At 41.8% G+C, this 26,810-nt stretch carries 26 protein-coding genes, 2 pseudogenes and 1 riboswitch; of the genes and pseudogenes, 24 read left to right on the plus strand and 4 right to left on the minus strand.

Going from position 1 to position 26,810, the window contains the following annotated elements; translation table 11 throughout:
* Positions 1 to 46: 46 nt before the first annotated feature.
* Positions 47 to 952, plus strand: a complete 906-nt coding sequence (locus DW904_RS19915) for a L,D-transpeptidase family protein (RefSeq protein ID WP_347562216.1) — start codon at positions 47 to 49, stop codon at positions 950 to 952.
* A 132-nt stretch (positions 953 to 1,084) separates the two neighbouring features.
* Positions 1,085 to 1,381 carry a DUF3784 domain-containing protein gene (locus DW904_RS19920; protein WP_226855285.1) on the plus strand — a complete coding sequence of 99 codons (297 nt, stop codon included), beginning with the start codon at positions 1,085 to 1,087 and terminating at the stop codon, positions 1,379 to 1,381.
* Between the two features lie 264 nt (positions 1,382 to 1,645).
* On the opposite strand, the gene DW904_RS19925 is transcribed toward DW904_RS19920, so the two are convergent.
* Positions 1,646 to 2,206: an HAD family hydrolase gene (locus DW904_RS19925; protein ID WP_243110503.1), complete on the minus strand. Its 561-nt coding sequence runs from the start codon at positions 2,204 to 2,206 to the stop codon at positions 1,646 to 1,648.
* Between the two features lie 309 nt (positions 2,207 to 2,515).
* Between DW904_RS19925 and sfsA the strand changes: the two genes are divergently transcribed.
* The 3 genes from sfsA (at position 2,516) to DW904_RS19940 (ending at position 5,373) form a co-directional block, all read left to right on the plus strand.
* Complete coding sequence (gene sfsA, locus DW904_RS19930; RefSeq protein WP_118583848.1) at positions 2,516 to 3,208, plus strand: DNA/RNA nuclease SfsA; 693 nt, start codon at positions 2,516 to 2,518, stop codon at positions 3,206 to 3,208.
* Positions 3,205 to 4,245 carry an A/G-specific adenine glycosylase gene (mutY, locus tag DW904_RS19935; RefSeq protein WP_118583850.1) on the plus strand — a complete coding sequence of 347 codons (1,041 nt, stop codon included), beginning with the start codon at positions 3,205 to 3,207 and terminating at the stop codon, positions 4,243 to 4,245. Before sfsA ends, mutY begins: the two co-directional genes overlap by 4 nt.
* 111 nt (positions 4,246 to 4,356) lie before the next feature.
* On the plus strand, positions 4,357 to 5,373 hold the full coding sequence (locus DW904_RS19940) for a glycosyltransferase family 2 protein (RefSeq protein WP_118583852.1): 1,017 nt from the start codon (positions 4,357 to 4,359) through the stop codon (positions 5,371 to 5,373).
* A gap of 154 nt (positions 5,374 to 5,527) precedes the next feature.
* Here DW904_RS19940 and DW904_RS19945 read toward each other — a convergent pair whose 3' ends face one another.
* Positions 5,528 to 6,106, minus strand: a complete 579-nt coding sequence (locus DW904_RS19945) for a phosphatase PAP2 family protein (protein WP_243110504.1) — start codon at positions 6,104 to 6,106, stop codon at positions 5,528 to 5,530.
* Between the two features lie 179 nt (positions 6,107 to 6,285).
* Positions 6,286 to 7,218, minus strand: coding sequence for a diacylglycerol kinase family protein (locus DW904_RS19950; RefSeq protein ID WP_118583854.1), 933 nt, complete (start codon positions 7,216 to 7,218; stop codon positions 6,286 to 6,288).
* Between the two features lie 305 nt (positions 7,219 to 7,523).
* Between DW904_RS19950 and DW904_RS19955 the strand changes: the two genes are divergently transcribed.
* The 11 genes and pseudogenes from DW904_RS19955 to DW904_RS20000 form a co-directional block, all read left to right on the plus strand.
* Complete coding sequence (locus DW904_RS19955; RefSeq protein ID WP_118583856.1) at positions 7,524 to 9,722, plus strand: DNA topoisomerase 3; 2,199 nt, start codon at positions 7,524 to 7,526, stop codon at positions 9,720 to 9,722.
* Positions 9,723 to 9,937: 215 nt separating this feature from the next.
* Positions 9,938 to 10,609: a YkgJ family cysteine cluster protein gene (locus tag DW904_RS19960; protein WP_118583858.1), complete on the plus strand. Its 672-nt coding sequence runs from the start codon at positions 9,938 to 9,940 to the stop codon at positions 10,607 to 10,609.
* A gap of 451 nt (positions 10,610 to 11,060) precedes the next feature.
* Complete coding sequence (locus DW904_RS19965; RefSeq protein WP_118583860.1) at positions 11,061 to 12,545, plus strand: AAA family ATPase; 1,485 nt, start codon at positions 11,061 to 11,063, stop codon at positions 12,543 to 12,545.
* Between the two features lie 92 nt (positions 12,546 to 12,637).
* The gene (locus DW904_RS19970) at positions 12,638 to 13,144 is read left to right on the plus strand and encodes an NUDIX domain-containing protein (RefSeq protein WP_118583862.1); all 507 of its coding nucleotides are present in this window, start codon (positions 12,638 to 12,640) and stop codon (positions 13,142 to 13,144) included.
* Positions 13,145 to 13,348: 204 nt separating this feature from the next.
* Positions 13,349 to 13,455: riboswitch (TPP riboswitch) on the plus strand.
* A 145-nt stretch (positions 13,456 to 13,600) separates the two neighbouring features.
* Positions 13,601 to 13,897, plus strand: coding sequence for a thiamine-binding protein (locus tag DW904_RS19975; RefSeq protein WP_118583864.1), 297 nt, complete (start codon positions 13,601 to 13,603; stop codon positions 13,895 to 13,897).
* Positions 13,866 to 14,648: an ABC transporter permease gene (locus DW904_RS19980; RefSeq protein ID WP_118583866.1), complete on the plus strand. Its 783-nt coding sequence runs from the start codon at positions 13,866 to 13,868 to the stop codon at positions 14,646 to 14,648. The genes DW904_RS19975 and DW904_RS19980 overlap by 32 nt, the downstream gene beginning before the upstream one ends.
* Before the next feature lie 40 nt (positions 14,649 to 14,688).
* A pseudogene (locus DW904_RS24680) lies at positions 14,689 to 14,823 on the plus strand (ABC transporter substrate-binding protein); the annotation flags it as partial.
* Positions 14,824 to 14,873: 50 nt separating this feature from the next.
* Positions 14,874 to 15,647, plus strand: a complete 774-nt coding sequence (locus tag DW904_RS19985) for an ABC transporter substrate-binding protein (protein WP_279254408.1) — start codon at positions 14,874 to 14,876, stop codon at positions 15,645 to 15,647.
* Positions 15,648 to 15,761: 114 nt separating this feature from the next.
* On the plus strand, positions 15,762 to 16,514 hold the full coding sequence (locus DW904_RS19990) for an ABC transporter ATP-binding protein (RefSeq protein WP_118583868.1): 753 nt from the start codon (positions 15,762 to 15,764) through the stop codon (positions 16,512 to 16,514).
* Between the two features lie 178 nt (positions 16,515 to 16,692).
* Positions 16,693 to 18,018, plus strand: coding sequence for a Na+/H+ antiporter NhaC family protein (locus DW904_RS19995; protein WP_118583870.1), 1,326 nt, complete (start codon positions 16,693 to 16,695; stop codon positions 18,016 to 18,018).
* 12 nt (positions 18,019 to 18,030) lie between these two features.
* Positions 18,031 to 18,135 (plus strand): annotated as a pseudogene (locus DW904_RS20000) (alcohol dehydrogenase); the annotation flags it as partial.
* On the opposite strand, the gene DW904_RS26015 reads toward DW904_RS20000, so the two are convergent.
* Complete coding sequence (locus DW904_RS26015; RefSeq protein ID WP_313718005.1) at positions 18,113 to 18,247, minus strand: DUF6783 domain-containing protein; 135 nt, start codon at positions 18,245 to 18,247, stop codon at positions 18,113 to 18,115. The pseudogene DW904_RS20000 and the gene DW904_RS26015 overlap by 23 nt on opposite strands.
* Here DW904_RS26015 and DW904_RS26020 point away from each other — a divergent pair.
* The 8 genes from DW904_RS26020 to DW904_RS23300 form a co-directional block, all read left to right on the plus strand.
* Positions 18,218 to 18,301 (plus strand): DUF6783 domain-containing protein, encoded by an 84-nt coding sequence (locus tag DW904_RS26020; protein WP_313718026.1) that lies wholly within the window; start codon positions 18,218 to 18,220, stop codon positions 18,299 to 18,301. The genes DW904_RS26015 and DW904_RS26020 overlap by 30 nt on opposite strands.
* Positions 18,302 to 18,406: 105 nt before the next feature.
* Positions 18,407 to 19,774 (plus strand): MFS transporter, encoded by a 1,368-nt coding sequence (locus tag DW904_RS20005; protein WP_118583872.1) that lies wholly within the window; start codon positions 18,407 to 18,409, stop codon positions 19,772 to 19,774.
* A gap of 139 nt (positions 19,775 to 19,913) precedes the next feature.
* Positions 19,914 to 20,906 carry an alpha/beta hydrolase gene (locus DW904_RS20010; protein ID WP_118583874.1) on the plus strand — a complete coding sequence of 331 codons (993 nt, stop codon included), beginning with the start codon at positions 19,914 to 19,916 and terminating at the stop codon, positions 20,904 to 20,906.
* Positions 20,907 to 21,310: 404 nt separating this feature from the next.
* Complete coding sequence (locus DW904_RS20015; RefSeq protein ID WP_118583876.1) at positions 21,311 to 21,814, plus strand: gamma carbonic anhydrase family protein; 504 nt, start codon at positions 21,311 to 21,313, stop codon at positions 21,812 to 21,814.
* A gap of 4 nt (positions 21,815 to 21,818) precedes the next feature.
* Entirely contained in the window at positions 21,819 to 24,800 is a 2,982-nt protein-coding gene (locus tag DW904_RS20020) for a DEAD/DEAH box helicase (RefSeq protein WP_118583878.1), read from the plus strand.
* Positions 24,797 to 25,198, plus strand: a complete 402-nt coding sequence (locus DW904_RS20025; RefSeq protein WP_118583880.1) for a (deoxy)nucleoside triphosphate pyrophosphohydrolase — start codon at positions 24,797 to 24,799, stop codon at positions 25,196 to 25,198. The genes DW904_RS20020 and DW904_RS20025 overlap by 4 nt, the downstream gene beginning before the upstream one ends.
* Positions 25,199 to 25,435: 237 nt before the next feature.
* A complete protein-coding gene (locus tag DW904_RS20030) occupies positions 25,436 to 26,602 on the plus strand; it encodes a hypothetical protein (protein ID WP_118583882.1) in 1,167 nt (388 codons plus the stop codon).
* On the plus strand, positions 26,589 to 26,810 hold a 222-nt coding region (locus DW904_RS23300; protein ID WP_207664935.1), incomplete at its 3' end, for a hypothetical protein. The genes DW904_RS20030 and DW904_RS23300, both read left to right, overlap by 14 nt.

Consider the following 26,810-nt stretch of genomic DNA (forward strand, 5'->3'; position numbering starts at 1 on the left):
CTGAGACTGAGGGCAGCAAGCTGAAGGTGAGGGCAGCAAGCTGAAGGTGAAGGAAGCCTATAAAGCGCTGGATACCGCCATTTCCGGAAGCCAGACATCCATTGATCTGGGAAGTACGCCGGATGTATATGCAGTGGCAGCAGTGACCAGCGATGATCCTACCCTTCAGGCCACCAGGGATGCTTATAATAATTATACCAAGGCCAGCATTACCTATACATTTGGAGAGCAGACAGTCACTCTTGACGGAAGCACCCTTAAGGAATGGCTGCAGTTTGATGACAAGGGACAGCTGGTGCAGGATGATGCTTCCTTTACCCAGCATATCAAGGATTTTGTGGCACAGCTGGCAAGTGAGCATGATACAGTTGGAACAACACGTTCCTTTAATACGACCAGTGGCCGTACCGTTTCTGTTTATGGCTCTGCATATGGCTGGAAGATCGATCAGGACGCAGAAGCAGCACAGCTGACAGAAGAGATCCGTACAGGCACTCAGACTACACGGGAACCGGTATATTCCATGAGAGCCAATTCTTATGGATACAATGACATTGGAAGTACCTATATCGAGGTAGATTTGAGTAGTCAGCACATGTACTATTACCAGAATGGCAGCATCATCTTTGACTCTGACATTGTTTCCGGAGATATCCGTTATGATGACAGAGCCACACCTCCGGGAATTTTCACCCTGTATTATAAGAAGAGCCCGGATGTGCTTCGTGGAGAGAAGAAGCCGGACGGCACTTACGAGTACGAAACCCAGGTTACCTACTGGATGCCGTTTAACGGCGGAATTGGTTTCCATGACGCTACCTGGCAGGCATATTTCGGTGGTGACCGCTATACCTACGCCGGATCCCATGGATGTATCAATATGCCGCTGGATGCAGCAGCTACTCTGTACAGCATTATTGATACCAATGTGCCGATCGTGTGCTTCTACTAAAAGATCATTTATCTGACTGGAAAATTGCGGGAATGATTTTTCAAACATGCTCTAGCTGAATGAAAAGGCAGCTGCATGTCTTTGAGGCTGCGGATAGCAGAACAACACAAAAGAAGTGGAGAATAAGTTAATATGAATATGGATTCATTTGATATGATACTGACTATAGCAGCTCTTGTAATGGGAGTTATGCTTCTTACCGGTCATGGAGATATTCTTATGAAAGGCGGAAATGCCGCTGAGCGTAAGAAGCTTTACGATGACAAAAAGGTTCAGCTGGTTTCCGGCGTGACTCTGCTCATTTTCGGAATCCTCACCGGTCTGGATATGGTGGTCAAGAGCTATGTATACGATATCATTTATCTGGCAGCAGTAATTGTTATCTTCATTATCATGGTGGTAGTGATTCGCAAGAAATGTAAGAAATGAGATGAAAAAGAAGCACTTGTATATCTGGAAATTGATATACAGGTGCTTCTTTTGTAATCCGGATATTGAGCTGCACTGGAGCCTGTTTGAAAAATCATTCCCGCAATCTGCTTTTGAATAACTGTGTGTCACATTCTCGTTACTTCAGTGATGAGTCAGGCACACTATTTTTTGAAAAGTAAGGACTGCTAATAAAAATTTGTATAAATAATTAGAATAATTTCAACAAATCCGCCGGCTTCTCAATCACATAATCCGGTGTATCTACCTGTCCGAATCCATAGGAAGCAAATACAAATGGTACCCCTGCCTCCTGACATGCCTGGTAATCTCCGAGGTGTCTCCTACATAAACAGGTGCTTTCAGCTGATACTTCTTAGCAATAGAACGGATATTAGCTGCCTTGGCTTCCCCGCTGTCTCCAGGACACAGATGACCTGTGAAATATTTTCCCAGCCCTGTTTTCTCAAAAACAAGTTCAATGTATCCAGCCTGGCAGTTGCTTACTACAAAAAGCGGGTAGCGTTTGTTAAGCTCCTTCAAAGTTTCTTCCAGTCCGTCGTAAACAGGTGCCCCCATCGCACGCAGCAGATCGTGCTCAGCCTGGCAGCAGATATCGATGACCCGAAGCTGCTCCGCTTTGGTCTGTTCTGGAAGGATTGCCTTCGCAATATCCGGGAGAAGTCTGCCAAACAGCCCTTTCAGCTGATCAGCTGTCACACGGACATCAAGATTCTCTTTTTCTAAAGCCTTATTCCACGCCATAGCTACAACGTCGGTGGAGTTCCATATAGTTCCGTCAATATCAAAAATAATACTGTCCATTTGAGGTTTTTAGTCCTTTCTGGTGTGCTTAAAATTCTAAAATTACTTCTTTTCTCATTCTGTTTTGCAACCTGACGGTTTCTATTCTATATAGGAAAATCAAAAAAATCAATCTCCTAATATGGGATTTTTCAATTTTAACTGGCTTTTTGCAGATTTTATGTTATGATAGGAAAGGTGACTGCTGCTTTTGAACTATTGGTCAGTTTTATATTGCGGTGAAATAGTTACATTATTTCTTGAGACTGTCATTGAAGAAAGCCTTTTTCAGACACGTTTTGGGAGTCAGGCAGCAGCACGAGGTGAACTATGAAATACGAAAATATTACAGAAGGCCGTTTCCTGGATCGTCCGAACCGATTTATTGCACATGTGGAGATTGCGGGACAGACAGAGACGGTTCATGTAAAGAACACAGGCAGATGCAGGGAGCTTTTGATTCCTGGTGTTCAGGTTTTTCTGGAAAAGAGCAGTAATCCGGCAAGGAAAACAGCATACGATCTGGTCTGTGTAAATAAAGGCGGACGCCTGATCAATATGGATTCCCAGATTCCCAATAAAGCCGCCCTGGAATGGGTAAGGGCAGGACATCTTTTTCCGGAGGAAGTGCAGGTAACTCCTGAGAAAACTTATGGAAATTCCAGATTCGATCTGTATGCCTGTTCAGATAAGAGAAAGGCTTTTATTGAGGTCAAGGGTGTAACCCTGGAAGCAGACAATATTGCCCGTTTTCCAGATGCTCCTACTGCGAGGGGCGTGAAGCATCTGGAAGAGCTGATCCATTGCATGAGGGAAGGATATGAGGCTTATCTGCTTCTGGTGATCCAGATGAAGGGAATTACAAGATTTGAACCAAACTGGGATACGCACCGGGAATTTGGGGAAACCTTACAGAAAGCGAAAAAGGCAGGGGTGCATATTCTGGCCTATGACTGTCTGGTAGAGCCGGACGGGATGGAAATACAGAATCCAGTGCCTGTGTGTTTGGAGGAAACTAGATGACAGATGAGTTTATACAGCCTCTTCTTGCCTGGTATGATGAGAATAAAAGGATTTTGCCCTGGAGGGATAAGCACAACGCCTATTACACCTGGGTATCCGAGATCATGCTCCAGCAGACCCGCGTGGAAGCTGTAAAGCCCTATTTTGAAAGATTTATCAGGGAACTGCCGGATATCCGGGATCTGGCAGCCTGTCCGGAGGAAAAGCTGTTAAAGCTGTGGGAAGGTCTTGGATACTATAGCCGTGTGCGGAACATGCAGCTGGCAGCTAGGGAAATGGTAGAAAAATATAATGGCAGACTTCCCGAAGACTTTTCCCTTCTTATCTCGTTAAAGGGGATAGGAAGTTACACTGCAGGAGCTATCGCTTCTATAGCGTATGGCATTCCGGTGCCAGCCGTAGATGGAAATGTTTTCCGTGTAGTCACCAGAATGACGGAAGATTCGGAAGACATTACCAGACCTGCATTTCGCAAAAAGACAGAAAGCGCATTGCAAGAAATTATCCCGAAAGACCGTCCAGGTGATTTTAACCAGGCAATGATGGAGCTTGGAGCAGTAGTGTGCGTCCCCAACGGACAGCCCAAATGCGACCTTTGTCCGGTGAGAGGCTTTTGCCAGGCGGGACTTCACGGCACTATGGAAAAGTTTCCGGTGAAAGCACCAAAGAAGCCAAGAGTGGTGGAAGAGCGAACCGTTCTGGTTATTCAGGATGGAAGCTGCACTGCGATCCGCAAGCGGCCGCCGAAAGGCCTCCTTGCCGGATTATACGAGCTTCCCAATACAGAAGGATACCTGAACCGTGAGGAAGCCCTGGAATACGTGAAAGAGCTTGGCGCAGAGCCCTTATATATAGAAGAACTGCCGGAGGCCAGGCATATTTTTTCCCACATTGAGTGGCGGATGAAAGCGTACCGGATCCGCGTGTCCTCCCTGGAGCAGACACATGCCCCGGGAATTCTTTTTGCAGATAAAAAAGAATCAGAGAGAAACTACGCCATACCTTCTGCGTTTGGCGCTTATGAAAAATATATGTAACGGTTCAGCTGGCGTTTTTGAGAACATAACTCAAAGAAAAAAAGGAAAATACATCGCAAGGTGCGTAATTTTAAAATACAGAATCGTTACACTACATGAGGAGGAAAATAAATGAAATTACTGAGCATAGCAATTCCATGTTATAATTCTGAAGCTTATATGGAGAACTGCATCAAATCCCTTTTACCAGGCGGAGATGAAGTAGAGATCCTTGTAATTGACGATGGATCCAAGGACAGAACAGCCGAGATCGCAGATGAATACCAGGAGAAATATCCAGGCATTGTCCGCGCCATCCATCAGCCAAATCTTGGCCACGGTGGTGCCGTAAACACTGGTATCCACAATGCCCAGGGACTGTATTTCAAAGTTGTGGACAGTGATGACTGGGTAAATGAAGAATCCTACAAAGAGATCCTGAAAACTCTGGAAGAGCTGGTAAAAGGCTCCAAAACAGTTGACCTTCTCATCAGTAACTTTGTATACGAGAAACAGGGTGCGACCCGCAAGAAGGTTATGCAGTACCGTCACTGCTTGCCAGTGAACCAGATTTTCACCTGGAATGAAGTAGGTCACATGCCAAAGGGAAAATATCTTCTCATGCACTCCATGATCTACCGCACCCAGCTTCTCCTTGAGTGCAACCTGACTCTGCCGGAGCATACCTTCTACGTAGATAATATTTTTGCCTTTGATCCGCTGCCGTATGTACAGAACATGTACTACCTGGATACCAATTTCTACCGTTACTTTATCGGCCGCGATGACCAGTCCGTAAACGAGACAGTTATGATCCGCAGAATCGACCAGCAGCTCCGCGTAAATAAACTGATGGTAAATTCCTACACCAGCTGCGGCAGCATGAATAAACGCACCAGAGCCTACATGATCAGTTATCTGGATATTATTACTACCATTTCCTCCATTATGCTGATCCGCTCCGGCACAAAGGAAGCTCTCGACAAGAAGAAGGAGCTTCTGGAATATATCCGCTCCACGAACCGTGCCCTCTACGGAAAACTTCGCCACAGCCTCATGGGTAACTTCATGAACCTTCCAGGCCGCGGCGGACGTAAGGTGTCTGTAGCTGCATACAAGCTTTGCCAGAAGTTCTACGGATTTAACTGATTAATGATCAGGGCGCTCTGGAGACTGTTTGAAAAATCATTCCTGCAATCTGTACGCCCCACTTTGCAGCATATTTTATCTATATTCGGTTGTCGCCGCTCGTATTTTTGTTAAAAAAAACGCGCCTTCCCATTTCTGGAAGTGCGCGTTTTGTTTAATAATGTTTCCTGCGATTATTCCGTCCAATTCTCTCTACTGCCATGCCACTTGCTTCTTCTCCTGCCTTCTGCGGATAGAAAAACAGATATCCAAACAGCGCCAGCGTAGCACCACAGCACACATCAATTACGGAATGCTGCTTCAGGAACATAGTAGACATGATAATAAGTAATGTAAGAACCAATGATCCATACCTTACCCCTTTGTGGTCTCTCAGCGCCTCACAATTGGTAAGTGACATATGAACTGCCAGAGAATTAAATACATGAATACTTGGCAGAACATTGGTCGGTGTATCCGTCCGATACAGCCATCTTACCATATCTGTAAACACGTTTTCCCTTGGAAACTCTGATGGTCTTAAGTGCAGTACATTTGGATATGCATAAGACACGATCAGGAAAACAGTCATACCCATCATCATATTGAAAATCAACTGATAATATTCTTTTTTATTCTTGTTCCTGAAGATAAAGTATAAAACTGTGAGAATCTGATACGGAAACCATAATAGATAGGGGACAATAAAATACTCACAAAATGGTATGTAATCATCAAAAACAGTGTCGATCACATGAAATCCCCATACCGGCCTGCACTCCAGATACTCAAAAAAAGCATATAAACAATGGCATACGCAAGTATGATCAGACCATGCCTGTATTTTTTTATAAATTGTACCAAGTCTTTTTCACTCCTTTTCCAATCTGGGTTACCGGTCTTGTAATTCCGGATCCCCCAAATCGTGAGAGATTATACCACAGGTAAAATGATTTTTAAAGAGCTTTTTTCAATGGAAACTGTTAAATCTTCGCGAATTCCGCCAGATTCCCCGTCAATATGAATGGGAAGAGCGGACGCACTATGTACATGGATATCGCTGCAGGTGAGAATATGTATTCCCCTGATGCCCACATGCTTTCCGAAAAAAGCAGTAGGCAGGCAAAATAAAAGCTTTATCTTACGGATACCTTCCACAAGGATCACGTCCAGAAGCTGGTCGTCAGGCTGAGCATCCGGGCAGAACTTAAAACCGCCGCCTTCATATTTCTGATTCATAACCGCTGTAAAATATACGTGGTCATAGGAAAAAGTATTCTCTCCATCTAGGGTCACTGTCATTTTTCCTGGATTAATAAAAATCAGCTGCTTCAATGCAATGAAAAGATAAATCAGCTTTCCCAGCCCAAGACGATTGAATATCTTCTTTAAGGGCGTTGCCAGAACCTCCTGGCATACGCCGGCGTCATATCCGATTCCCGTGCTGATACCGAATCGGGACTTCTTATTATTGCGGAGCAGGTAAGGAACATCCATTTTGCTGATATGCTCTGCCTTTAGGATATATTCCAGTGATTCCATTGGATCAAAAGGGAGTCTCATGCTTCTGCAGAAATCATTGCCAGAGCCGGTTGGAATGTATCCGAAGACTACCCGGTCAAAATCGGTGATGCCGGTGAGCACCTCGTGAATGGTGCCGTCACCTCCCACTGCAATGATATATACAGGCTCAGATTCAGTGCCAAGAGCACAGGCATCAGAAGCAATCTCTGCGGCATGTCCGGAATATCTTGTAAGGCAGTACTGGAAATCAATTCCCCGAAGCATAAGCTGCTGATGAATTTCATTCCAGATGGAACGTCCCCTGCCAGAGCGGGAATTGGGATTAACAATAAAATAATACATAACTTCTCCTAGGTTTTTAGAACATGTTTGCAAAATCTCCCATAAATTGTGAAGCACATATCAGGGAAAGTATTTGGGGGCATGCTCTGAGGCAAAGAACCTGAAGCCTTGCGATGTAGATTCTCTGTCTTTTATGGTTACATAATAGCATTGGTGGGATCGTTTTACAAATTAATTTTAACAAAATATTCTTAAAAATTTCTGAAGTGTGTTATAATGTAACTATTCCTTAACAATTATGGAGAGGATTTCACTGTTTGCTTAAGCAGACATCATCAAATACGAAAATAATCAGGAGTGTATACATGAAATCACTTGTAATTGCGGAAAAACCGTCCGTCGCCAGAGACATTGCCCGTGTTCTTGGCGCAAACCAGAAAAATGGTGGTATTCTCGAAGGCAAAAACTATGTAGTAACCTGGGCACTTGGACATCTTGTAACCCTGGCTGACCCGGAAGAATATGACAGAAAGTATGAAAAATGGGAAATGGCGACCTTGCCCATGCTCCCCAAGGAGATGAAGCTGGTAGTCATCCGCCAGACAGGCAGGCAGTTTTCCATAGTGAAGACCCAGCTTTTCCGAAAAGATATTGGAGAAATCATTATAGCCACAGATGCAGGCCGGGAGGGAGAACTTGTGGCCCGCTGGATTCTGGAAAAAGCAGGCTGCCATAAGCCAATTAAGAGACTGTGGATTTCCTCAGTCACAGATAAAGCAATTAAAGAAGGCTTTGCCAATCTGAAAGACGGGCATGACTATGATAATCTTTACCGTGCAGCTGTTGCAAGGGCAGAAGCAGACTGGCTGGTGGGAATGAATGGTACCAGAGCTCTCACCTGTAAATACAACGCCCAGCTTTCCTGTGGCAGGGTGCAGACCCCAACCCTTGCCATGATCGCAAAGCGAGAAGAAGAAATCCGCAAATTTGTGCCAAAAGAATATTATGGTATTTCTCTGGAGACCCAGGATGTGAAATGGACCTGGAGAGATGAGAAAACAAAGAGCTTCCGTACTTTTTCCAGGGAAAGGGCAGAGCAGATCAAAGGCAGGCTGGAGAACGCTGCTCTTGAAATAACCAGTGTAGAGAAAAAAGCAAAAAAGACTATGGCCCCGGGCCTATACGACCTGACAACTTTGCAGAGGGAAGCCAACCTGAAATATGGTTTTTCTGCAAAAGAGACCCTGAATATTATGCAGCGCCTTTACGAAAACCACAAAGTACTCACATATCCCAGAACCGATTCCCGATACATTGGAAAGGACATTGTTCCTACTATTAAGGAAAGACTGAAGGCCTGCGGAATCGGTCCGTACAGAAAGCTTGCTGGCGCACTTATGAATAAGCCTGTGCAGGTGAATGGAAGTTTTGTGGATGATAAGAGGGTCAGTGACCACCATGCGATCATTCCGACAGAACAGTTTGTTCAGCTGGACCACATGACAAATGAAGAACGGAAGATTTATGATATGGTTGTCCGTCGTTTCCTTGCAGTTCTTTATCCTGCAAGCCAGTATGAGCAGGTGACCATGGAGGCGAAAGCGGCAGGAGAAACTTTTGCAGCCAGCGGCAAAGTGATAAAGAGCATGGGCTGGAAGGAAGTTTACGAAGGCGGAGCAGATGATGATTTGGAAGATGAGGCGGATGATGAGAAAAAACTGAAAGACCAGCGTCTTCCGGAGATGAAAACCGGAACCAGACTAAAGATTTTGAAAACTTCCTTAAATACAGGAAAAACAAAACCGCCAGCAAGATTCACAGAGGCAACTCTTCTTGCAGCTATGGAAAATCCGGTGAAATTTATGGAGACAAGAGATAAAGAAGCGGTGAAAACCCTGGGAGAGACTGGGGGGCTTGGAACCGTTGCCACAAGAGCAGACATTATTGAGAAACTTTTCCATTCCTTTATGATGGAGAAAAAAGGCAATGAGATCCATATTACCTCAAAGGCAAAACAGCTTCTGGAGCTGGTGCCGGAAGACCTGAAAAAGCCTGAGCTCACGGCTGACTGGGAGATGAAGCTTTCCCAGATTGCAAAAGGCAGGATACGTCAGGGGGATTTTCTTCACCAAATCCGTGACTATACCTGTGAAATTGTAGATGAGATCAAGACCGGGGAGGGCACGTTCCGCCACGACAATCTTACAAATAAAGTATGTCCGCAGTGCGGCAAAAAACTTCTGGCTGTCAATGGCAAAAACAGCAAAATGCTGGTATGCCAGGACCGTGAGTGCGGTTACCGTGAAACGATTTCCCGCACTACTAATGCCCGTTGTCCGAAATGCCATAAACGTATGGAAATGTATGTGAAAGGTAAGGAAGAGATGTTTGTCTGCCAGTGTGGTTATAAGGAGAAGCTTTCCGCGTTCCAGGCAAGACGCCAGAAAGAGGGCGCAGGAGTAGGCAAGCGTGATGTGCAGAACTATCTGCGCAGGCAGCAGAAGGAGGCAAATGAGCCGGTGAATAATGCTTTTGCACAGGCATTGTCTGGAATTAAGCTGTAAATACAGAGGATAGATAATACGGAGATGCTGTTGATGGCAGCATGTTATATTACTGTTCACTGGCAATGTTCCGCGAGACGTTTTTTGTGAATATCGTTTACAGAAAAAACGGGAATCTCAGCGGGAAATCATGTGAATGCATGATTTCTGTGCATCGCGAAGTGAACCGTAACCATGTTTGTCTACAAAAAAATAAAAGAAAGAGGAATTTGCATATGCGCCGAGAAGTATCTTTGGAAGAGATTTCCGACGGAAGACTTTATGAATTAAATGATATGGTAAAGGCAGACTGTCAGGATTGTGCGGGCTGTCATGACTGCTGTGAGGGTATGGGGGACTCAGTTGTGCTGGATCCCATGGATGTGTACCGTCTGTGTACGAATCTGGGAAAAACACCACAGGAACTGGTAAGCACCGGGCTGATCCAGTTCGATGCCATGGATGGGAATATTCTGCCTCATCTTTGCATGAGTGGAAAAAACCAATGCTGTGTTTTCCTGAATGAACAGGGACGGTGCAGCATTCATGACTTCCGTCCTGGGTTCTGCAGACTTTTCCCATTGGGACGTTTCTATGAAAATGGAGGATTTAAGTATTTTCTGCAGATCCATGAATGTAAGAAGACAAGCCGGAGCAAGATCAAGGTAAAGAAATGGATCGACACTCCGGATCTTCGCCAGTATGAAAAGTTTGTAGCTGACTGGCATTATTTTTTGCTGGATGTGCAGGAGGTTCTTTATAATGCCACAGATGCCCAGCTGATCAAAAATCTGAATTTATATGTGGTGAATCGTTTTTATATGAAAACATATGAAGTGGGCAGAGATTTCTATGAGCAGTTTGAAGAAAGACTGACAGAAGGAAAGCAGCTGTTAAGTCTGGCATAATTGAATAGAAAAACTCCCGGAACACTTGAGCCTGTTTGAAAAATCTTACAGAAAGCTTTTTCAGACACGCTCTAGAGCGCCCGGGAGTCTTTTATTTTTAGATTGCAGTATTCCATTAGAAGCTTTGGGAGGGACTATGGTGTCTGCGCACTAAAAATCAGAAATATATATCAAATGTTAAGTGAAAATCAAATTGTTGAAAAGTAGTCCGTATAATAGAATACACGAATTTCTCCATTTTGGCAAGAGATTTTTTGTAAAAAACTAAGAAATGCCAAGATATATAAAAAATAAGATAGTTACTGGTCACAAAGTGAACAATAATACAAGACAATGCTGAATTATGAAACAGGCCAACTCATTCTGGACATTAGAGAAAAATGTTGTTATAGTAGGTAAGAGAAATTAGAGAAATATATCCCTTTAAATACACAGGAAAGAGGAAAAAGCTATGCCAGTATTTGATTTCAGCGGTGCTTCTGCAAGCAAAGCGGAGGCAAAGTGTACTTACACAACATTTCACAGCAGCCATACGAAGCCTTCACCGGAGCAGCCGATCATGGTGCTTGACAATAAAGAGAGACAGTGGAAACATCATTCCTGCGGTGTGTTTACCAATCCGGTAAACCGTACTGCTTTTGATTTTAAGGAAGAAGACGGTAACCATACAGCAGATGTGGTGAAAATTGATTCCAGATTTACCAGTCTTTTGAAATGGCTGGGAGACAGCAGGATCAATGTACGTTTGTCTGGTACTAACAGGGAGGACGGATATGCGGTATACCGCATTCGCGAAACTGCTTTTGGCGGCGGCACAAAGCTTTCCGCAGAGGATGGCTTTCTGCAGTTTATGATCGAGAGACTTCTGGAGAGTAATGCACCTGCTGAGGCAGAAGAGGATGAGGAACAGGAGGAAAACGGTGATGAGATGAAACTTACCAGCATTCAGAGCATTACCGATTTTATGACCTGCGCAGGCAAAACACTGCCGGATAATATCAGACTCTGGACCAGAAGAAATCTGGCAGTGGCAAGATCCAGTGAAGTTTCCCAGGAAGAGCGCCATCATGCGCAGAGGGCTCTTTCTATTATGTTGAATATCCAGTGGAAGAACAATTATTTTGAAGCAATCGATCCTGTTGAGGCAAGGAGAATCCTGGATGAAGAGCTTTATGGAATGGAGCGTGTGAAACAACGTATTATCGAGACGATTATCCAGATCAACCGTACACATACCCTTCCGGCCTACGGACTTCTTCTGATCGGACCTGCCGGTACTGGCAAATCCCAGATAGCCTATGCAGTTGCAAGAATCCTGAAACTTCCGTGGACTACGCTGGACATGAGCTCAATTAACGACTCCAAGCAGCTTACCGGAAGCCCCCGTATTTACGCAAATGCAAAGCCCGGAATTATTATGGAGGCATTTTCCATGGCTGGTGCCTCTAATCTGGTATTTATTATTAACGAGCTTGATAAGGCAAATTCCGGCAAAGGAAATGGAAATCCGGCAGATGTACTTCTTACGCTTCTGGACAACCTTGGATTTACAGATAACTATATGGAGTGTATGATCCCAACTGGTGGTGTGTATCCAATTGCTACTGCAAATGACCGTGACCAGATCAGTGCACCGCTGATGTCCAGATTCGCAGTAATTGATATTCCGGATTATACAGCTGAGGAGAAGAAAGTAATCTTTTCCAGATTCTCTCTTCCGAAAGTTCTTAAGAGAATGCATATGGAAGAGAGTGAGTGCATTATCACAGAGGGGGCGCTGGAGGCAATCATCCAGCGTTATTCCAATACTTCAGGTATTCGTGATCTGGAGCAGGCAGCAGAGCACATTGCGGCAAATGCACTGTATCAGATCGAGGTCAACCATGTAGAGAAGGTAGAGTATACCAGAGAGATGGTGGAGGAACTTCTGAAATAGAAAAGATGAATTATTATATTCGATAACAATATTCGCAAAATAATCATAATATAAAAATATACAAGAGAAACATATAACAGGAGTGATAAAAATTGGAATTCTGGGACATCTATGATATTAACAAGAAACCTACAGGCCGCACCATGAAGCGAAACGACTGGTGCTTAAAAGACGGGGAATACCATCTCACCGTACTTGGAGTAGTGGCAAGACCAGATGGTACGTTTCTCATTACCAAACGTGTGCTGACAAAAGCCTGGGCACCAGGCTGGTGGGAAGTTTCCGGCGGTGCAGCACAGGCAGGGGAATCTTCTTATGATGCTGTACTCCGCGAAGTGAAAGAGGAGACAGGCCTTGATGTAAGCGGTGCGCAGGGCGGCTATCTTTTTACTTACAAAAGAGAGAATCCAGGGGAGGGAGACAACTATTTCGTAGATGTTTACCGCTTTGTGATGGATGTGAAAGAAGAAGATCTACACCTTCAGGAAGAAGAGACAGACGGCCACATGTTTGCCACTCTGAATCAGATCAAGGAATTTGCAGCCCAGGGAAAATTCCTGCACTATGACAGTATTCAGGCTGCCTTTGAGAATCTGTAGATTTATTATATATTCTGCAGGAAATAACTGTGATATGCAGGGAGATTTTTTTTACGAATTCTGATGAAATGGGAATATTAATTAGAGCGTGCTGGTCAGACTGCGAGCAGTACAATTCTGTTAAGGGTATGTAAAATATAATTGAGATAAAAATAGTTTCTTGTAATTTGAAGAAAGGTGTATTATAATAAGCAACGAAATCTGAATAAAGACCAGGGGAGTTTCAATTGAGAAGCTGAGAGTAAGGTAGTCCTTAGACCCTTTTAACCTGTTGGATCATGCCAGTGTAGGAAGTGTTTAACGATGTAATTAGGAGCATTTGTCTGGATGGCAGGTGCTCTTTTTTCATACTGACTGACAGAGCCTGTTCAGTTCCGTCACAGTTTCAAGAATGGTTCTTATTCGATTTTTAACGCAAAGTCCTGTTTATGGGACGGAAAATAGGAGGAAAAGAAAATGAACGCAAGTGTAGCAATTCAGGTACTGCCAAATGTACAGGATGAAGAGGAAGTTATCCGCATTGTAGACGAGGTGATCGCCTACATCAGATCCACTGGTCTGAACTATTATGTAGGACCATTTGAGACCACCATTGAAGGTGATTACGACCAGCTGATGGATATTGTAAAAGAGTGTCAGCATGTAGCTGAGCGCGCAGGCTGCAAGGCTATGAGCGTATATGTTAAAATTGCATATAAACCAGAAGGGGATGTACTTACCATTGAAAAGAAAGTTACCAAACATCACCAGTAAGATACCTCCAATTGCAGCCATGGCCGTGATTCTGCTTGGCTGGGAAGTGGTAAGCATTTCGGGAATTGTTCCATCCTACATGCTTCCATCTCCGGTAGCAGTGCTGACAGCCCTGTTTGGCGATCTGCCAACCATACTTTTCCATGCGAAATTCACTTTGCTGGAATCCTTTTACGGACTTCTCATTGGAATCGCGCTGGCATTTGTGTTTGCAACTATGATGGATCGGTTCCGTGTAATGGATCAGGCATTTTATCCGATCATGATCATTACGCAGACCATACCGACCATTGCCATTGCGCCAATTCTGGTGCTTTGGATGGGATTTGGAATGGCACCGAAGATCACTCTGGTTGTGATCACCACTTTTTTCCCAATTACAATCGGACTGCTGGATGGATATAAAAGTGTGGATCCGGATGCCATTCGTCTGATGAAGGCCATGGGAGCCAGCCGGGCACAGATTTTCCGCCATGTGAAATTTCCAGGTGCTTTGCCCCAGTTTTTTTCCGGGCTGAAAATATCTGCTTCCTATGCAGTTGTAGGAGCAGTTGTTTCTGAGTGGCTGGGTGGATTTAACGGACTTGGTGTTTATATGACCCGTGTAAAAAAAGCATATTCTTTTGATAAAATGTTTGCAGTCATTATCTTCATTGTGATCATCAGCCTTTTACTTCTTCTGGCAGTAAATATTGTCAGCCGGATCACAATGCCATGGCTGCAGGTAGAAAAGGAGAAAAATCATGAATAAGAATCTGAAAAAAGTAATCGCACCAGTTGCAGCGGCAGCTATGGTGTTTGCAGTTCCTACAGGTGTATACGCAGAAGATGGTGCGCAGGAGAAAATCACATTCTGCCTGGACTGGACACCGAATACCAACCACACCGGACTTTATGTAGCACAGGCAAAAGGCTACTACGAAGAAGCTGGTCTTGATGTGGAAATCGTTCAGCCACCGGAAAATGGTGCAGCCTTATGTGCGCAGCAGGTCAGGCTCAGTTTGCGATCGAGGCCCAGGATACCATGGCTGCTTCCCTTGCACTTGACGAGCCTCTTGGAATCACAGCAGTTGCAGGAATCATTCAGCACAACACCTCCGGAATCCTTTCCCGAAAAGGTGACGGAATTGATAAACCAGCCGGACTTACCGGAAAAACCTATTCCACATGGGATTCCCCAATCGAGCTTGCTATGCTGGAAAATGTTGTAAACGGCGACGGCGGAGATTTCAGTCAGGTTACCCTGATCCCTAATGATATTACAGATGAGCCAGCAGCACTTGCTGCCAATCAGACGGATGCCATCTGGGTATTCCAGGGCTGGGGCGGAATCAATGCTGACGTAGAAGGTGTAGACTGCGACTATTTTGCATTCTCTGATATCAATCCTGTATTTGACTACTACACACCGGTTATCATTGCAAATAACGACTATCTTGCTGAGAATCCGGATCAGGCGAAAGCATTTATGGAAGCAACTGCAAAGGGATATGAGTTTGCAGCAGAGAATCCGGATGAGGCAGCACAGATCCTCATTGACGGCGATAATACAGGCTCTCTGAAGGATGCTGAAGATCTTGTAAAGAAGAGCCAGGAATTCCTTTCCACAAAATACATTGACGATGCAGAAAGCTGGGGCGTAATTGATGCAGACAGATGGAATGCATTCTACAAATGGCTGTATGAGAACCAGCTTTGCGACAAGGATCTTACTGGAGTCGGATTTTCTAACGAGTATCTTCCACAGTAAGGAATGAAAGAGAAAGAAATTAACGCATAGAGCTATTCTGCTAGGAAAATTTACCCCAATTTTTGCGGAAAATGGAACTGGTTATGGAAGTAGCGCTGTGTATAAGGAACGAATATGTCATCAGAACAAAATAAAGTAATTTTACGAGCAGAACATATTTCAAAAACATACGGTGAAAAAAAGGTTTTAGAGGACATTTCCATTTATCTGGAGCAGGGGGAACTGGTTTCCCTTCTGGGAGTCAGCGGTTCCGGAAAGACCACATTGTTCAATGTGCTTTCCGGTATTATCCCGCCTGATGAAGGAAAGGTCTATCTGAAAGATCAGGATGTGACTTCCACACCTGGAAGCATCAGCTACATGCTGCAGAAGGATCTTCTCCTTCCTCACAAGAAAGTGATCGACAATGTAGCACTTCCCCTTGTACTGAAAGGCGTGAAGAAAGCAGAAGCCAGGGAAAAGGCCAATCCGCTTTTTGCAGAATTTGGTCTGGAAGGCACCCAGTATCAGTATCCAAGCCAGCTGTCCGGCGGTATGCGACAGCGTGCGGCTTTGCTTCGAACTTATTTAAGTTCCAGCGGAGTTGCCCTTCTGGATGAGCCTTTCAGTGCACTGGATACATTGACAAAGGCCAGCGTGCATAAATGGTATCTGGAAGTTATGCAGCATATTGATCTGTCTACCTTGTTTATCACCCATGATATTGATGAGGCCATTCTTTTGTCCGACCGGATTTACATTCTGAACGGAACTCCGGGAACCATCAAAGATGAGATCGTGATCCAGGAGAGAAAACCCAGGGCAGCGGATTTTGCATTGTCAGAAGAATTTTTGGAATATAAGAGACGGATTATCAGTAAGCTATAGTTTTTTTGGTTGATGAAAATAAAACTTCCCGGCAGGTTTCATACTTTTGAGTTTGAGCGCTCAGAAGCAGAAGCCTGCCGGGATCTTTTTATATAAAATATCCAGTTGACTTGCTATTGTGAAGCGGACACAAAAATGATACTATTAGTACTATAACTAAGAAGGAGAAAAGTGTAGGATGAGGAAAAATGAAAAAAGAAATGGAAAAGCACTGCTTCCTATAGTAGTGTTTGTTGTTTTGTATCTGGGGCTTGGCATATTATTTGAGTATGGCCTGGATATCGAGATGGGATTTTATAAAATCCCCGTTGTTGTAATATTTCTGGTTGCATTACTTGTTGCCTGTATACAGAACCGCGAGCTTAAATTGAATGATAAGCTGGAAGTTATGGGGATTGGAATCAGTGATCCTAACATTATTACAATGATCATAATTTTTATGCTGTCAGGTATTTTTGTAGGTATAGTCGGAAGAACATCTGCAAACAGTGTTGCATATTTTATTTTGTCACTGGTTCCGCCTCAGTTTGCAGTTGTTGTGCTTTTTGTGGTCAGCTGTTTTGTTTCTCTTGCAATGGGTACCTCTGTAGGAACAATTACACTGATCGTTCCAATTGGAGTTGCAGTAGCAAGGGTATCCGGATTTGCACTGCCGGTTTGTATTGGTTCCGTCATGAGCGGCGCCATGTTTGGAGATAATCTGTCATTTATATCAGACACAACCATTGCTGCATGTAATGGACAAGGCTGTGAAATGAAAGATAAATTTAAGGAGAATTTCTTTATTGCACTGCCAGCTGCTATTGCCAGCATTATTATTCTGCTGGTTTTGTCTGTGAAAAATTATAATGGTGGATTCATCGAAGAAAAATATGATTTAATACAGATCATTCCTTATATTCTGGTTCTTATAGGTGGAATCATCGGATTTAATGTATTTTTCGTGCTGATTACAGGTATTCTAAGTGGCTCAGTTATTATGATTGCAACAGGAATGATAGCACCCACAGACCTGATCGGAAATATGGGAACCGGTGCTGCCGGGATGTTTGAAACCAGTATGGTTGCGATTCTGGTAGCTGCAATCTGTGCCCTGATCAAGGAGTATGGTGGATTTTCCGCTTTATTATACTGGATAAAGAAAGTGTTTAAAGGAAAAAAAGGCGGGCTCCTGGGAATGGGACTGTTAGTTGGGCTAATGGATATTGCAACTGCCAATAATACAGTTGCGATCGTTATGGCGAACCCGATTGCAAAGGAAATGTCAAAGGATTACGGTATCAGCGCCAGAAAAGCTGCTTCTATCCTGGATACATTTTCCTGTATTTTTCAGGGGATTTTACCATACGGAGCGCAAATGCTGGTTGCTGTTTCTGCTGCAGCCAGTTTAGGAGAAGTGGTCAGCGCATTTGATATACTTCCAATGCTGCTGTATCCTTATATGCTGCTGCTTAGTTCACTTGCTTTTATATTTACCATGAAAGTTCCGGATGGCAGACAGTGAATGGAGAAGCCTAAGCCTGTGCTCACACATACCTATCTGCTCTGCAGAATTGAGGAAGCGTATGAGCTCTTTGAAAATAAGAGAGATGGCGTGATCAAAGTGGCTGTGGAATGCTGAATAAAATCCGCAATCTGCACGCCCACTTTGTGGTATATTCTACCCGAATTCGGTTGCTGCCCGCTATGGCGCCCTCATCCGGATAAAATCTCCCACAAATTGTGACGCACATCTTGCAGAAAGCCTTTTTCAAACACTTGCAAGTAAATTATTACCTATAAAATAGTAATAAATTCTGTGAAAATTGTGCAATAGTAATGATTCGTATATTGTGAAGCGGGCATAAAAATGATACTATCATTATTATAAAAAAGCAGGAGGTAAGTGCGTGATGAAGAAACTTACAACAGCAAAAATCTGGCAGTTTGCAGCAGGTCAGTTTGGATGGGCAATGTTGTCCGGAATCATTTCAAACTGGCTTGTGTATTTTTATCAGCCAGATGAAACCGCCATCAGCCAGGGGCAGAACGTATTTATTCCACAGGGACTGGTGGTGCTTGGCATTTTCACTATTATCGGAGGAATCACAGCTTTCGGAAGAATTTTTGATGCTTTCACAGATCCTATGATCGCGTCCTGGTCAGACCGGTGTACGTCCAAAAATGGACGGCGAATTCCGTTCCTGAAATGGGCGTCCCTGCCTCTGGCATTTTCCACAGTGTTAGTGTTCTGGTCCCCGATCAATGAGAAAAGCTGGCTCAATGCAGCGTTTTTATTGGTGATGGTTCTGGCCTATTACCTTTCCATTACAGCTTATTGCACACCGTATAATGCCTTGATTCCGGAGCTGGGACACACCCAGAAGGAGCGGCTTAACATTTCTACGGTGATTTCCTTTACATTCATTGCAGGAACTGCAGTTGCATACCTGGCACCAACTATCTGGGGTGCATTTATCCCGGCATTTGGACGTGTTGGCGCCATCCGTGTCACCTTCACGCTGATGGCAGTGGTGGCATTTATCTGCATGCTGATACCGGTATTTTGCATTCGTGAAAAGGATTACGTGGACACAGTTCCAGCAAAAGAGTCTGCTTTTCGCTCCCTGACTGCTACGTTTAAGAATGGAGAATTTTGTAAATTTGTGGGCTCCGATATTTTTTACTGGATCGCCCTTACCATGTTTCAGACAGGTCTGCCTTTCTTTGTGACCAGCCTTCTGAAGCTGCCGGAGACGATGACAACCCTGTATTTTGTGGGGATGACAGCATTGTCTTTGGTATTTTACATTCCGGTAAATAAGCTTACCCCGAAGCTGGGTAAGAAAAAGATGATCCTATTTGCATTTGCTGTATTCAGTCTGGCTTATTTCTATACAGGATTTATGGGAAAAATGAGCTTTATTCCGGAAACCGTACAGGGACTGATCCTGACGGTGGTGGCAGCGCTGCCGATGGCAATTTTTGGAATTTTGCCCCAGGCGGTTGTGGCAGATATCGCTCAGAGCGATTCTATCACATCCGGAAGCAACCGGGAAGGAATGTTTTATGCAGCAAGAACCTTTGCATTCAAACTTGGCCAGAGTCTTTCCATGCTGATCTTTACTGCTGTTTCTACCATCGGAACAGGAGACGGAACAGGTTATAGAATCGCAGCCTTTGGCGCAGCGGTGTTCTGTATGGTGGGCGGAATTATTCTGGTGTTTTATAATGAGAAGAAGATTAATGGGATTATTGGGGGGATAGTAATAAAGTATTAAGCTCTCGTAAATTGTAACACACATGTCGCAGTATATCTTTTTTTTAGATACTTTTGAATGAGTTGTGTTATCAGGAATTTGTGAATCGTGATGATTGTTTTTTATGATTTTATAAGCTGCTTGTAAAAGGAGTTTTGGAATGAAAATGATACAGGAAAACGAATATTTAGATACTATGAAAAATGAAGTGGAACCTTATTTAAAGGTCCATTGCCGGGAGGGATACATTCCCGGAGCAGAAGACATTTACCATGGGAAAAATGGAATTACGGGAAAAATCCATGTAAAGCGTTATCTGGCAGAGAATCCTGTGGGGGTGGTGGTGATCAGTCATGGTTTCACAGAAGGCGCACCAAAATATGAGGAGTTGATTTACTATTTTTTACAGGCTGGCTATCACGTATACATGCCAGAACATATGGGACACGGTCAAAGCTACCGTCTGGCAGCAGATCCTTCATTGGTACATATTGATATCTGGAAGCGGTATGTAAGGGATTTTTTGAAAGTATGCCACGAAATCAAAAGGGCATACCCGAAGCTGCCCGTGAACCTTTTGGCCCACTCCATGGGCGGTGCAATCGGCGTAATCGCCGCAGCCTGGGAACCCACTCTTTTTCATAAAGTGATATTAAGCTCGCCTATGATCAAACCGCTCACCGGAGGTGTGCCCTGGCCGTTGACCGTACTGATCGCCCATGCAGAATGCTTTTGGGGAAAGGAAGAGTCCTATGTCTTAGGCCAGAAACCTTACGACGGAACCGACACCTTCCAAACCAGCGCCGGCACCTCTGAACCTAAATTTATAAGGTACAACGATCTGAGAAAAGAAAAACAGTTTCTCCAGACCTGTGCACCATCCTATGGCTGGCTGAAAGCCTCCATAAAAATGAGCTGGTATTTAAGATACCACGGCTGGAAGATGCTCCAGTCCCCACTCCTTATTTTTCAGGCCGAAAAAGACGATTTCGTATCCGTCCGCGCACTTCAGAAATTCGCAGCGAAAATCAGAAAGCGCGGTGCTGTCCCCTGCGAGTATGTTTACATGCCCGGGACGAAGCATGAGATATATTGTGGCGGGGATGAGACGATGGAAGTTTATTGGGATATAATAGAAAAGTTTTTAGGTTAGTGTAGCTTTTATTACTATGAGCGGTATCACTCCATTGCTTCAGATACTGAAAAAGAAATATTCCAGGTGAAATTCATTACTAATTTGCGAAAAATTGTTGAATCAGGAGAGAAAAGAGCACTCTTGATTTCTGCAACAGGAGCACATATTATATTAATGACAGGACGAAAAGCCTTGATTTAAAAGGTATTCGGGCCTGTCTTTTCAATTTTATAAAAATGTATGGGCGAAAAAATGATGAGAGGTGAGGGGAGATTGAAAGATATATAAAAAGACATCAGTTCGGATCGGAAAGCGAAGGTAAATAAACGCAAGTATTATGATGAAAGAATATACAATCTCTTTTTTGTATGTTACTATTGATGAAAACAGATTAATATTTACTCTAGATCGGGGAAAGCCAAATGAACTATAAAAATGTAAAAATAGATAAAACAGCTAAGATCGCGAGGCAGACCGTAATCATCGGTGATGTAACAATCGGCCGTGACAGCTGTGTGCTATACTACAGCGTAATCCGCGGAGACGACGCATCAATTGTAATTGGCGAGGAAACTAACATCCAGGAAAACTGCACGATCCACGTCAGCCGAGGCCTGCCAGTCTATATTGGAAATAATGTCACAATCGGCCACAATGCCGTAATCCACAGCTGCACAATTGGGGAGCGCACTTTAATTGGAATGGGCGCCATAATTCTTGACGGAGCCAAAATCGGCAGCGACTGCATCATCGGCGCTGGAAGCCTCGTCACCAAAAACACCATTATTCCAGACGGCTCCTTGGTAATGGGAAGTCCTGCTAAGATTAAGAGAAATCTTACATGGGAAGAGAAGATTGGGATTGTGGAGAATAGTAAGGAATATGTGAGTGTGGCGGAAGAAATGTGGAAGCAGGGAGTGTTATAAACAAATGAGCAAAATTGATGAAATGCGATCCGGTTTTGAAACTGCATATATAGACGGGGCTGTTGCATCTGGTAGTACATATCGTCCTAGATTTGTATCAAACAATTACAAAAAAGGGAAAAAGGTTCTTTCATCCATAGAAGATGAGCTTTTGACATGCGACCGTTTTCAGATTAGTGTAGCTTTTATTACTATGAGCGGTATCACTCCATTGCTTCAGACACTAAAAGAACTTGAAAAAAGAAATATTCCAGGTGAAATTCTGACTACTAATTATCTGAATTTCAGCGAACCAAGAGCTTTGGAGAAACTTAATTCATTATCTAACATTACTTTGAAAATGTTCGATGTAGAAAGAGCAGCCGAAGGCTTCCATACAAAGGGATATATTTTTAAAAAAGACGAAATATATCGCATTATAATTGGAAGCTCCAATATCACCAGCGCCGCACTTACCAGCAATCGTGAATGGAATACCAAGCTGCTTTCAACAGAACAAGGCGAAATGGCGAAAGAAATTGTTGACGAGTTCAAGGAATTATGGAATTCATCTTATGCTTTATCTTATGATGAGTTTTACGAAAATTATAAAGAACGCTATAAGATAACCAAACATCAAAGAGAAATTGCAAAAGAACAAGAGATTACCTCAATTGAATGCTATAAACTGAAACCGAATAGTATGCAGGTGAAATTTATTACCAATCTTCGGAAGATTGTAGAATCAGGAGAGCGAAGAGCACTCTTGATTTCTGCAACAGGAACAGGAAAAACTTTTGCATCGGCCTTTGCGATGCGAGAATTAGGTTTTAAAAGAGTGTTATTTTTAGTACACAGATTAACGCTTGCGAAACAAGCTCTTGCATCTTTTCAAAAAGTATTTGGCGATAAAAAATCGATGGGAATTGTTGGTGCTGGATATAGCAGTTATGAAAAAGATTATATATTTGCAATGGTACAAACTCTTCATAAAGATGAAAACCTCAGGAAATTTACTAAGGAAGAATTTGATTGTATTATTCTTGATGAGGCACATCATAGTCTTGCAGATACATACCAGAGGATAATGGGGTATTTTAAACCAAAGCTTTTTCTTGGAATGACTGCAACACCTGATAAAAGAGAATCCGATGATTTGTCCAATAACGTATATGAACTTTTTAACCATCAAATCGCTTATGAGATAAGATTACAACAGGCCCTGGAAGAAAATTTGCTATGTCCATTTCACTATTTTGGAATCAGTGATATTTCTTTGTTGACAGAGGATCAGGTTAATGCACGAAATATATCTGAAGAAGATTTTGGAAAACTTACTAGTGATGAACGTGTAAGACATATAATTGAACAAGCATGTTATTATGGGTATAGTGGAGAAAGGGTAAAAGGACTTATCTTTTGTAGTAGAAATAGAGAATGCGAGAAGCTTTCAGAAAAATTTAATGAATTAGGCTACAGAACTGTTGCACTGAGCGGGGGCAATAGCGATAAAGAACGTGAAAATGCTTTTGAACGTCTTGCCATGAATGAAGAAGATGCAACAAATGAGATACAACCATTGGATTACATTTTTTCTGTTGATATTCTCAATGAGGGTGTGGATATTGTAGAAGTGAATCAGGTTATTATGCTACGTCCTACGCAGTCACCCATTGTATTTATTCAACAGCTTGGTCGAGGTCTTAGAAAGACAAAGAATAAGGAATATGTAGTAATTCTTGATTTTATTGGAAATTATAATAATAACTTCATGATTCCAGTAGCGCTTTCTGGTGATAGAACATATAATCCCGATACGATGCGAAAATATGTCATTTCTGGAAATAGTACAATACCTGGGAGTTCTACAGTCCATTTTGATGAAATATCGAAGGAAAAAATTTTTAGCTCTATCGACGGAATGAAAGGAATGAAATCCATTATAAGGGAAAGCTATATTTCTTTGAAAAATAGAATTGGAAGAATTCCTTTATTGTTTGATTTTTATGAACAGGGTGAGGTTGATCCACTTGTTATTATCAAAGAATATAAGTCGTATTGGCAGTTTATGGAAGTTGTTGAAAAAAATAATTATTCCAGTAAACTAAGCACTCATGAAAAGTTAATTTTAGACTATTTATCAAAAACAATTTTAAGTGGTGTACGACCAAATGAATTATATATTTTGGAAAAACTACTTACAAAGCAAAACTTTTCTGCTAATGAACTTCAAACAGAATTAAAGTTGCAATTTGATTGTATGGTAACAGAGAAAGAGATTGATGAATCTGCAAAAGTTCTTCAGGGGTATTTTACAAGTAAGGATGAAGAATATCAGAAATATAAAGAAATTGGTATTTTGAAATATGATGAAAGCAAGCTAATACAGGTGTACTCAAGCTATGTACATTGTTTGAAACATATGGAATTTAATGTTCAGATAAGAGATATTATCAATGTCGGCTTGGCAAGGTATAGGGATAAATTTGCTAGTGGAAAGGCAGAAAAAACACCATTTGTTTTATATGAGAAATATTCCAGAAGAGATGTAAGTCTTCTTATGAATTGCGGGAAAGATATATCATCCACAATGTACGGAATGAGTCGTATTGCTGATGACGTGTTTATTTTTGTTACATATCATAAAGCGGAAGCAGAAGATGGAAAAAATTATGTAGATGGAAAGCCTGACTATGCCGATGCTTTTGAAGATAATTTGGTATTCAGATGGGATTCTCAGATCGGAAAAGATAATAATAGTCCATATATGAAAAAGGTTTTAAGTGCTCTAAGGAAACATCTTTTAGTAAAGAAAAACGATGCTGAAAAAAATTTTTACTATATGGGACAATTTGATGTAATAGAATCCGTAAATAGTGAAAAAGAAGACAACAGTGGAAAAATGAAGCCAATTGCTAAAGTCAAAATGAAAATGCATTATCCAGTACGTGAAGACTTGCTTAGATATTTGCAGAGTAACATTTTAAAGGAGAACAGAACGATATGAAAGTAATTCGAGTGGTTGCAGCAGTAATTTGTGATTCAATGAAACATAAAACGCAGATCTTTTCTACAGCCCGGGGATATGGAGAATTTAAGGGTGGATGGGAATTTCCTGGTGGAAAAATAGAACAAGGTGAAACTCCACAAGCGGCGGTTGTACGTGAAATCAGAGAAGAACTTGATGTAATAGTCAAAGTTGGTGATTTAATTACTACAATAGAATATGATTATCCAACATTTCATCTTTCTATGGATTGTTTCTGGTGTGAGATTGTTAGTGGAGATATTAAATTGAAAGAGCATGAGGCTGCAAGGTGGTTAACAAAAGAAATGCTTGGGGATGTGGAATGGTTGCCTGCGGATGTGACAGTGGTAGGCAAAATTGGGGAAGATATGAATTAGTCTGTAAAAAGGGATAAATTAAACATCTTTGTTGAAATAAAATTAGGTATGCAGAATATTTAGTACATGGTCAATTAAAAATGACAAATTCTAGCGTCCTTTATTCTGTAGATAAAGTTTTATATAGCTAATTCTTTAGGGAATATAGTTGTTAAGCGAGAAAATTGGATGGTACAATTATAATATTAGTAGTTGAGAATAGAACATTGTATAAAAATACAGGAAGGAGGGGAACTATTGGATCAATTAGAATTAATAGATTGTGTAAGTACTGCTGGAATTGATAGTTTACGCGGATTTTCGTATCAAATCAAGGTATTTCTTTTATATCTTGCTACGATACGAGAAAATGAACAAGTAGAATATGAAACGGTAGATGACGTAAGTATTCAAAGTTTAAATGAAAGTAATTTTGATGAAAAATGTAAGGGGTATATGTTTTTTAATAAAGATGCTAATACTTATAGTGCTATTCAAGTGAAAAGAACAAGTATTACAAAAGCTGTTGCAAAAAACATTTTTCTAAATTGGATATTGTTGCAAAACAGAGGAGATGTTGAGGAATACATAGTTTTCACAGAGGACGCTTATCAAAATACCGATGATATTTTTGAGATTGATTGTGATAATTTTTTTGAGGAGATTCAAGAGTCCAAAAAACGTAAAGATGCATTGATTACAAAAGTAAAATCCATGGTTGGGGGTGATAAGGACAAATTTATTAACATTATAAAAGAAATAAAAAATCACCACAAATTTAGAAGTATAGAAAATATTGATGATGAAATTCGTCAAGCATATTCTTCTATTTTTATGAAAGGTGGAGTTGCTGATTCAATTTATAATTTGCGAATTAATGAACTTCACAATTTTATTATAAAAAATTTGTTCGCATGTTTAGAAAAAAGAAAGCCATATGTGTGTACTTACAGCAAGTTTATACAAGAGGCGGAATTAATATGTAATAGAATTACAAATGAAAAAATAGAGTTGAGCTATCCAAACTATATTAAAACCAATCCTATTCGAATGAATGAGTTAGTGGGAACTAGGGAGTACAAGCAATTACAATATTGTGGGTTATTAGAATCAGCGTTGAAACTTAATTTGGGATATAGGCAATATTATCAACAGTATAGGCTTATGAATTTAGAAAATGGAAAAGTAGAAAATATGGATAATATAGAAATAACCTCTTTTGAAAATTTTATTCAAACGAAAGATAAAGTTCAAGCGGATAATAATGACACACCTAGAAATAGATTTGAAGAAACAAAAAAGTGTAGTAATTCATATGCTTCGACAGAACAAATAAGGTATGGTGCACTAATTTATTTAACAGGAGAAAATATAGAAAAAGATATGAAAATATCATGGAAGGATGATGAAAATGAGGCAAACTAGTATTGATGCTGAAGTTATTCAATTAAGTGCATATTGTGATATAGTTGTTGGAATTCTGAATTGTACAGAACAAATGTCAATCAATAAAGTAGTGGTTTTTTCTTATATATTAAAGAAAAATAAATTCTATAGACATAAAGTGTTTACGGCAAATTCAAAAATAAATATTGTAATAAAGGCATTAACTCTATTAAATGGATTGCGAGAT

The organism is Ruminococcus sp. AM42-11 (assembly GCF_003480145.1).
GTDB lineage: Bacteria > Bacillota > Clostridia > Lachnospirales > Lachnospiraceae > Blautia_A > Blautia_A faecis.

Coding starts and splice junctions, on each gene's coding strand:
- DW904_RS20005 (WP_118583872.1), top strand. CDS start 18,407: ATGAAGAAACTTACAACAGCAAAAATCTGGCAGTTTGCAGCAGGTCAG.
- DW904_RS19940 (WP_118583852.1), top strand. CDS start 4,357: ATGAAATTACTGAGCATAGCAATTCCATGTTATAATTCTGAAGCTTAT.
- DW904_RS26015 (WP_313718005.1), bottom strand. CDS start 18,247: ATGTGCGTCACAATTTGTGGGAGATTTTATCCGGATGAGGGCGCCATA.
- DW904_RS19985 (WP_279254408.1), top strand. CDS start 14,874: ATGTGCGCAGCAGGTCAGGCTCAGTTTGCGATCGAGGCCCAGGATACC.
- DW904_RS19965 (WP_118583860.1), top strand. CDS start 11,061: ATGCCAGTATTTGATTTCAGCGGTGCTTCTGCAAGCAAAGCGGAGGCA.
- DW904_RS20010 (WP_118583874.1), top strand. CDS start 19,914: ATGAAAATGATACAGGAAAACGAATATTTAGATACTATGAAAAATGAA.
- DW904_RS19975 (WP_118583864.1), top strand. CDS start 13,601: ATGAACGCAAGTGTAGCAATTCAGGTACTGCCAAATGTACAGGATGAA.
- DW904_RS19925 (WP_243110503.1), bottom strand. CDS start 2,206: ATGGACAGTATTATTTTTGATATTGACGGAACTATATGGAACTCCACC.
- DW904_RS19950 (WP_118583854.1), bottom strand. CDS start 7,218: ATGTATTATTTTATTGTTAATCCCAATTCCCGCTCTGGCAGGGGACGT.
- DW904_RS19955 (WP_118583856.1), top strand. CDS start 7,524: ATGAAATCACTTGTAATTGCGGAAAAACCGTCCGTCGCCAGAGACATT.
- DW904_RS19995 (WP_118583870.1), top strand. CDS start 16,693: ATGAGGAAAAATGAAAAAAGAAATGGAAAAGCACTGCTTCCTATAGTA.
- DW904_RS19990 (WP_118583868.1), top strand. CDS start 15,762: ATGTCATCAGAACAAAATAAAGTAATTTTACGAGCAGAACATATTTCA.
- DW904_RS20015 (WP_118583876.1), top strand. CDS start 21,311: ATGAACTATAAAAATGTAAAAATAGATAAAACAGCTAAGATCGCGAGG.
- mutY (WP_118583850.1), top strand. CDS start 3,205: ATGACAGATGAGTTTATACAGCCTCTTCTTGCCTGGTATGATGAGAAT.
- DW904_RS20025 (WP_118583880.1), top strand. CDS start 24,797: ATGAAAGTAATTCGAGTGGTTGCAGCAGTAATTTGTGATTCAATGAAA.
- sfsA (WP_118583848.1), top strand. CDS start 2,516: ATGAAATACGAAAATATTACAGAAGGCCGTTTCCTGGATCGTCCGAAC.
- DW904_RS19960 (WP_118583858.1), top strand. CDS start 9,938: ATGCGCCGAGAAGTATCTTTGGAAGAGATTTCCGACGGAAGACTTTAT.
- DW904_RS20020 (WP_118583878.1), top strand. CDS start 21,819: ATGAGCAAAATTGATGAAATGCGATCCGGTTTTGAAACTGCATATATA.
- DW904_RS19920 (WP_226855285.1), top strand. CDS start 1,085: ATGAATATGGATTCATTTGATATGATACTGACTATAGCAGCTCTTGTA.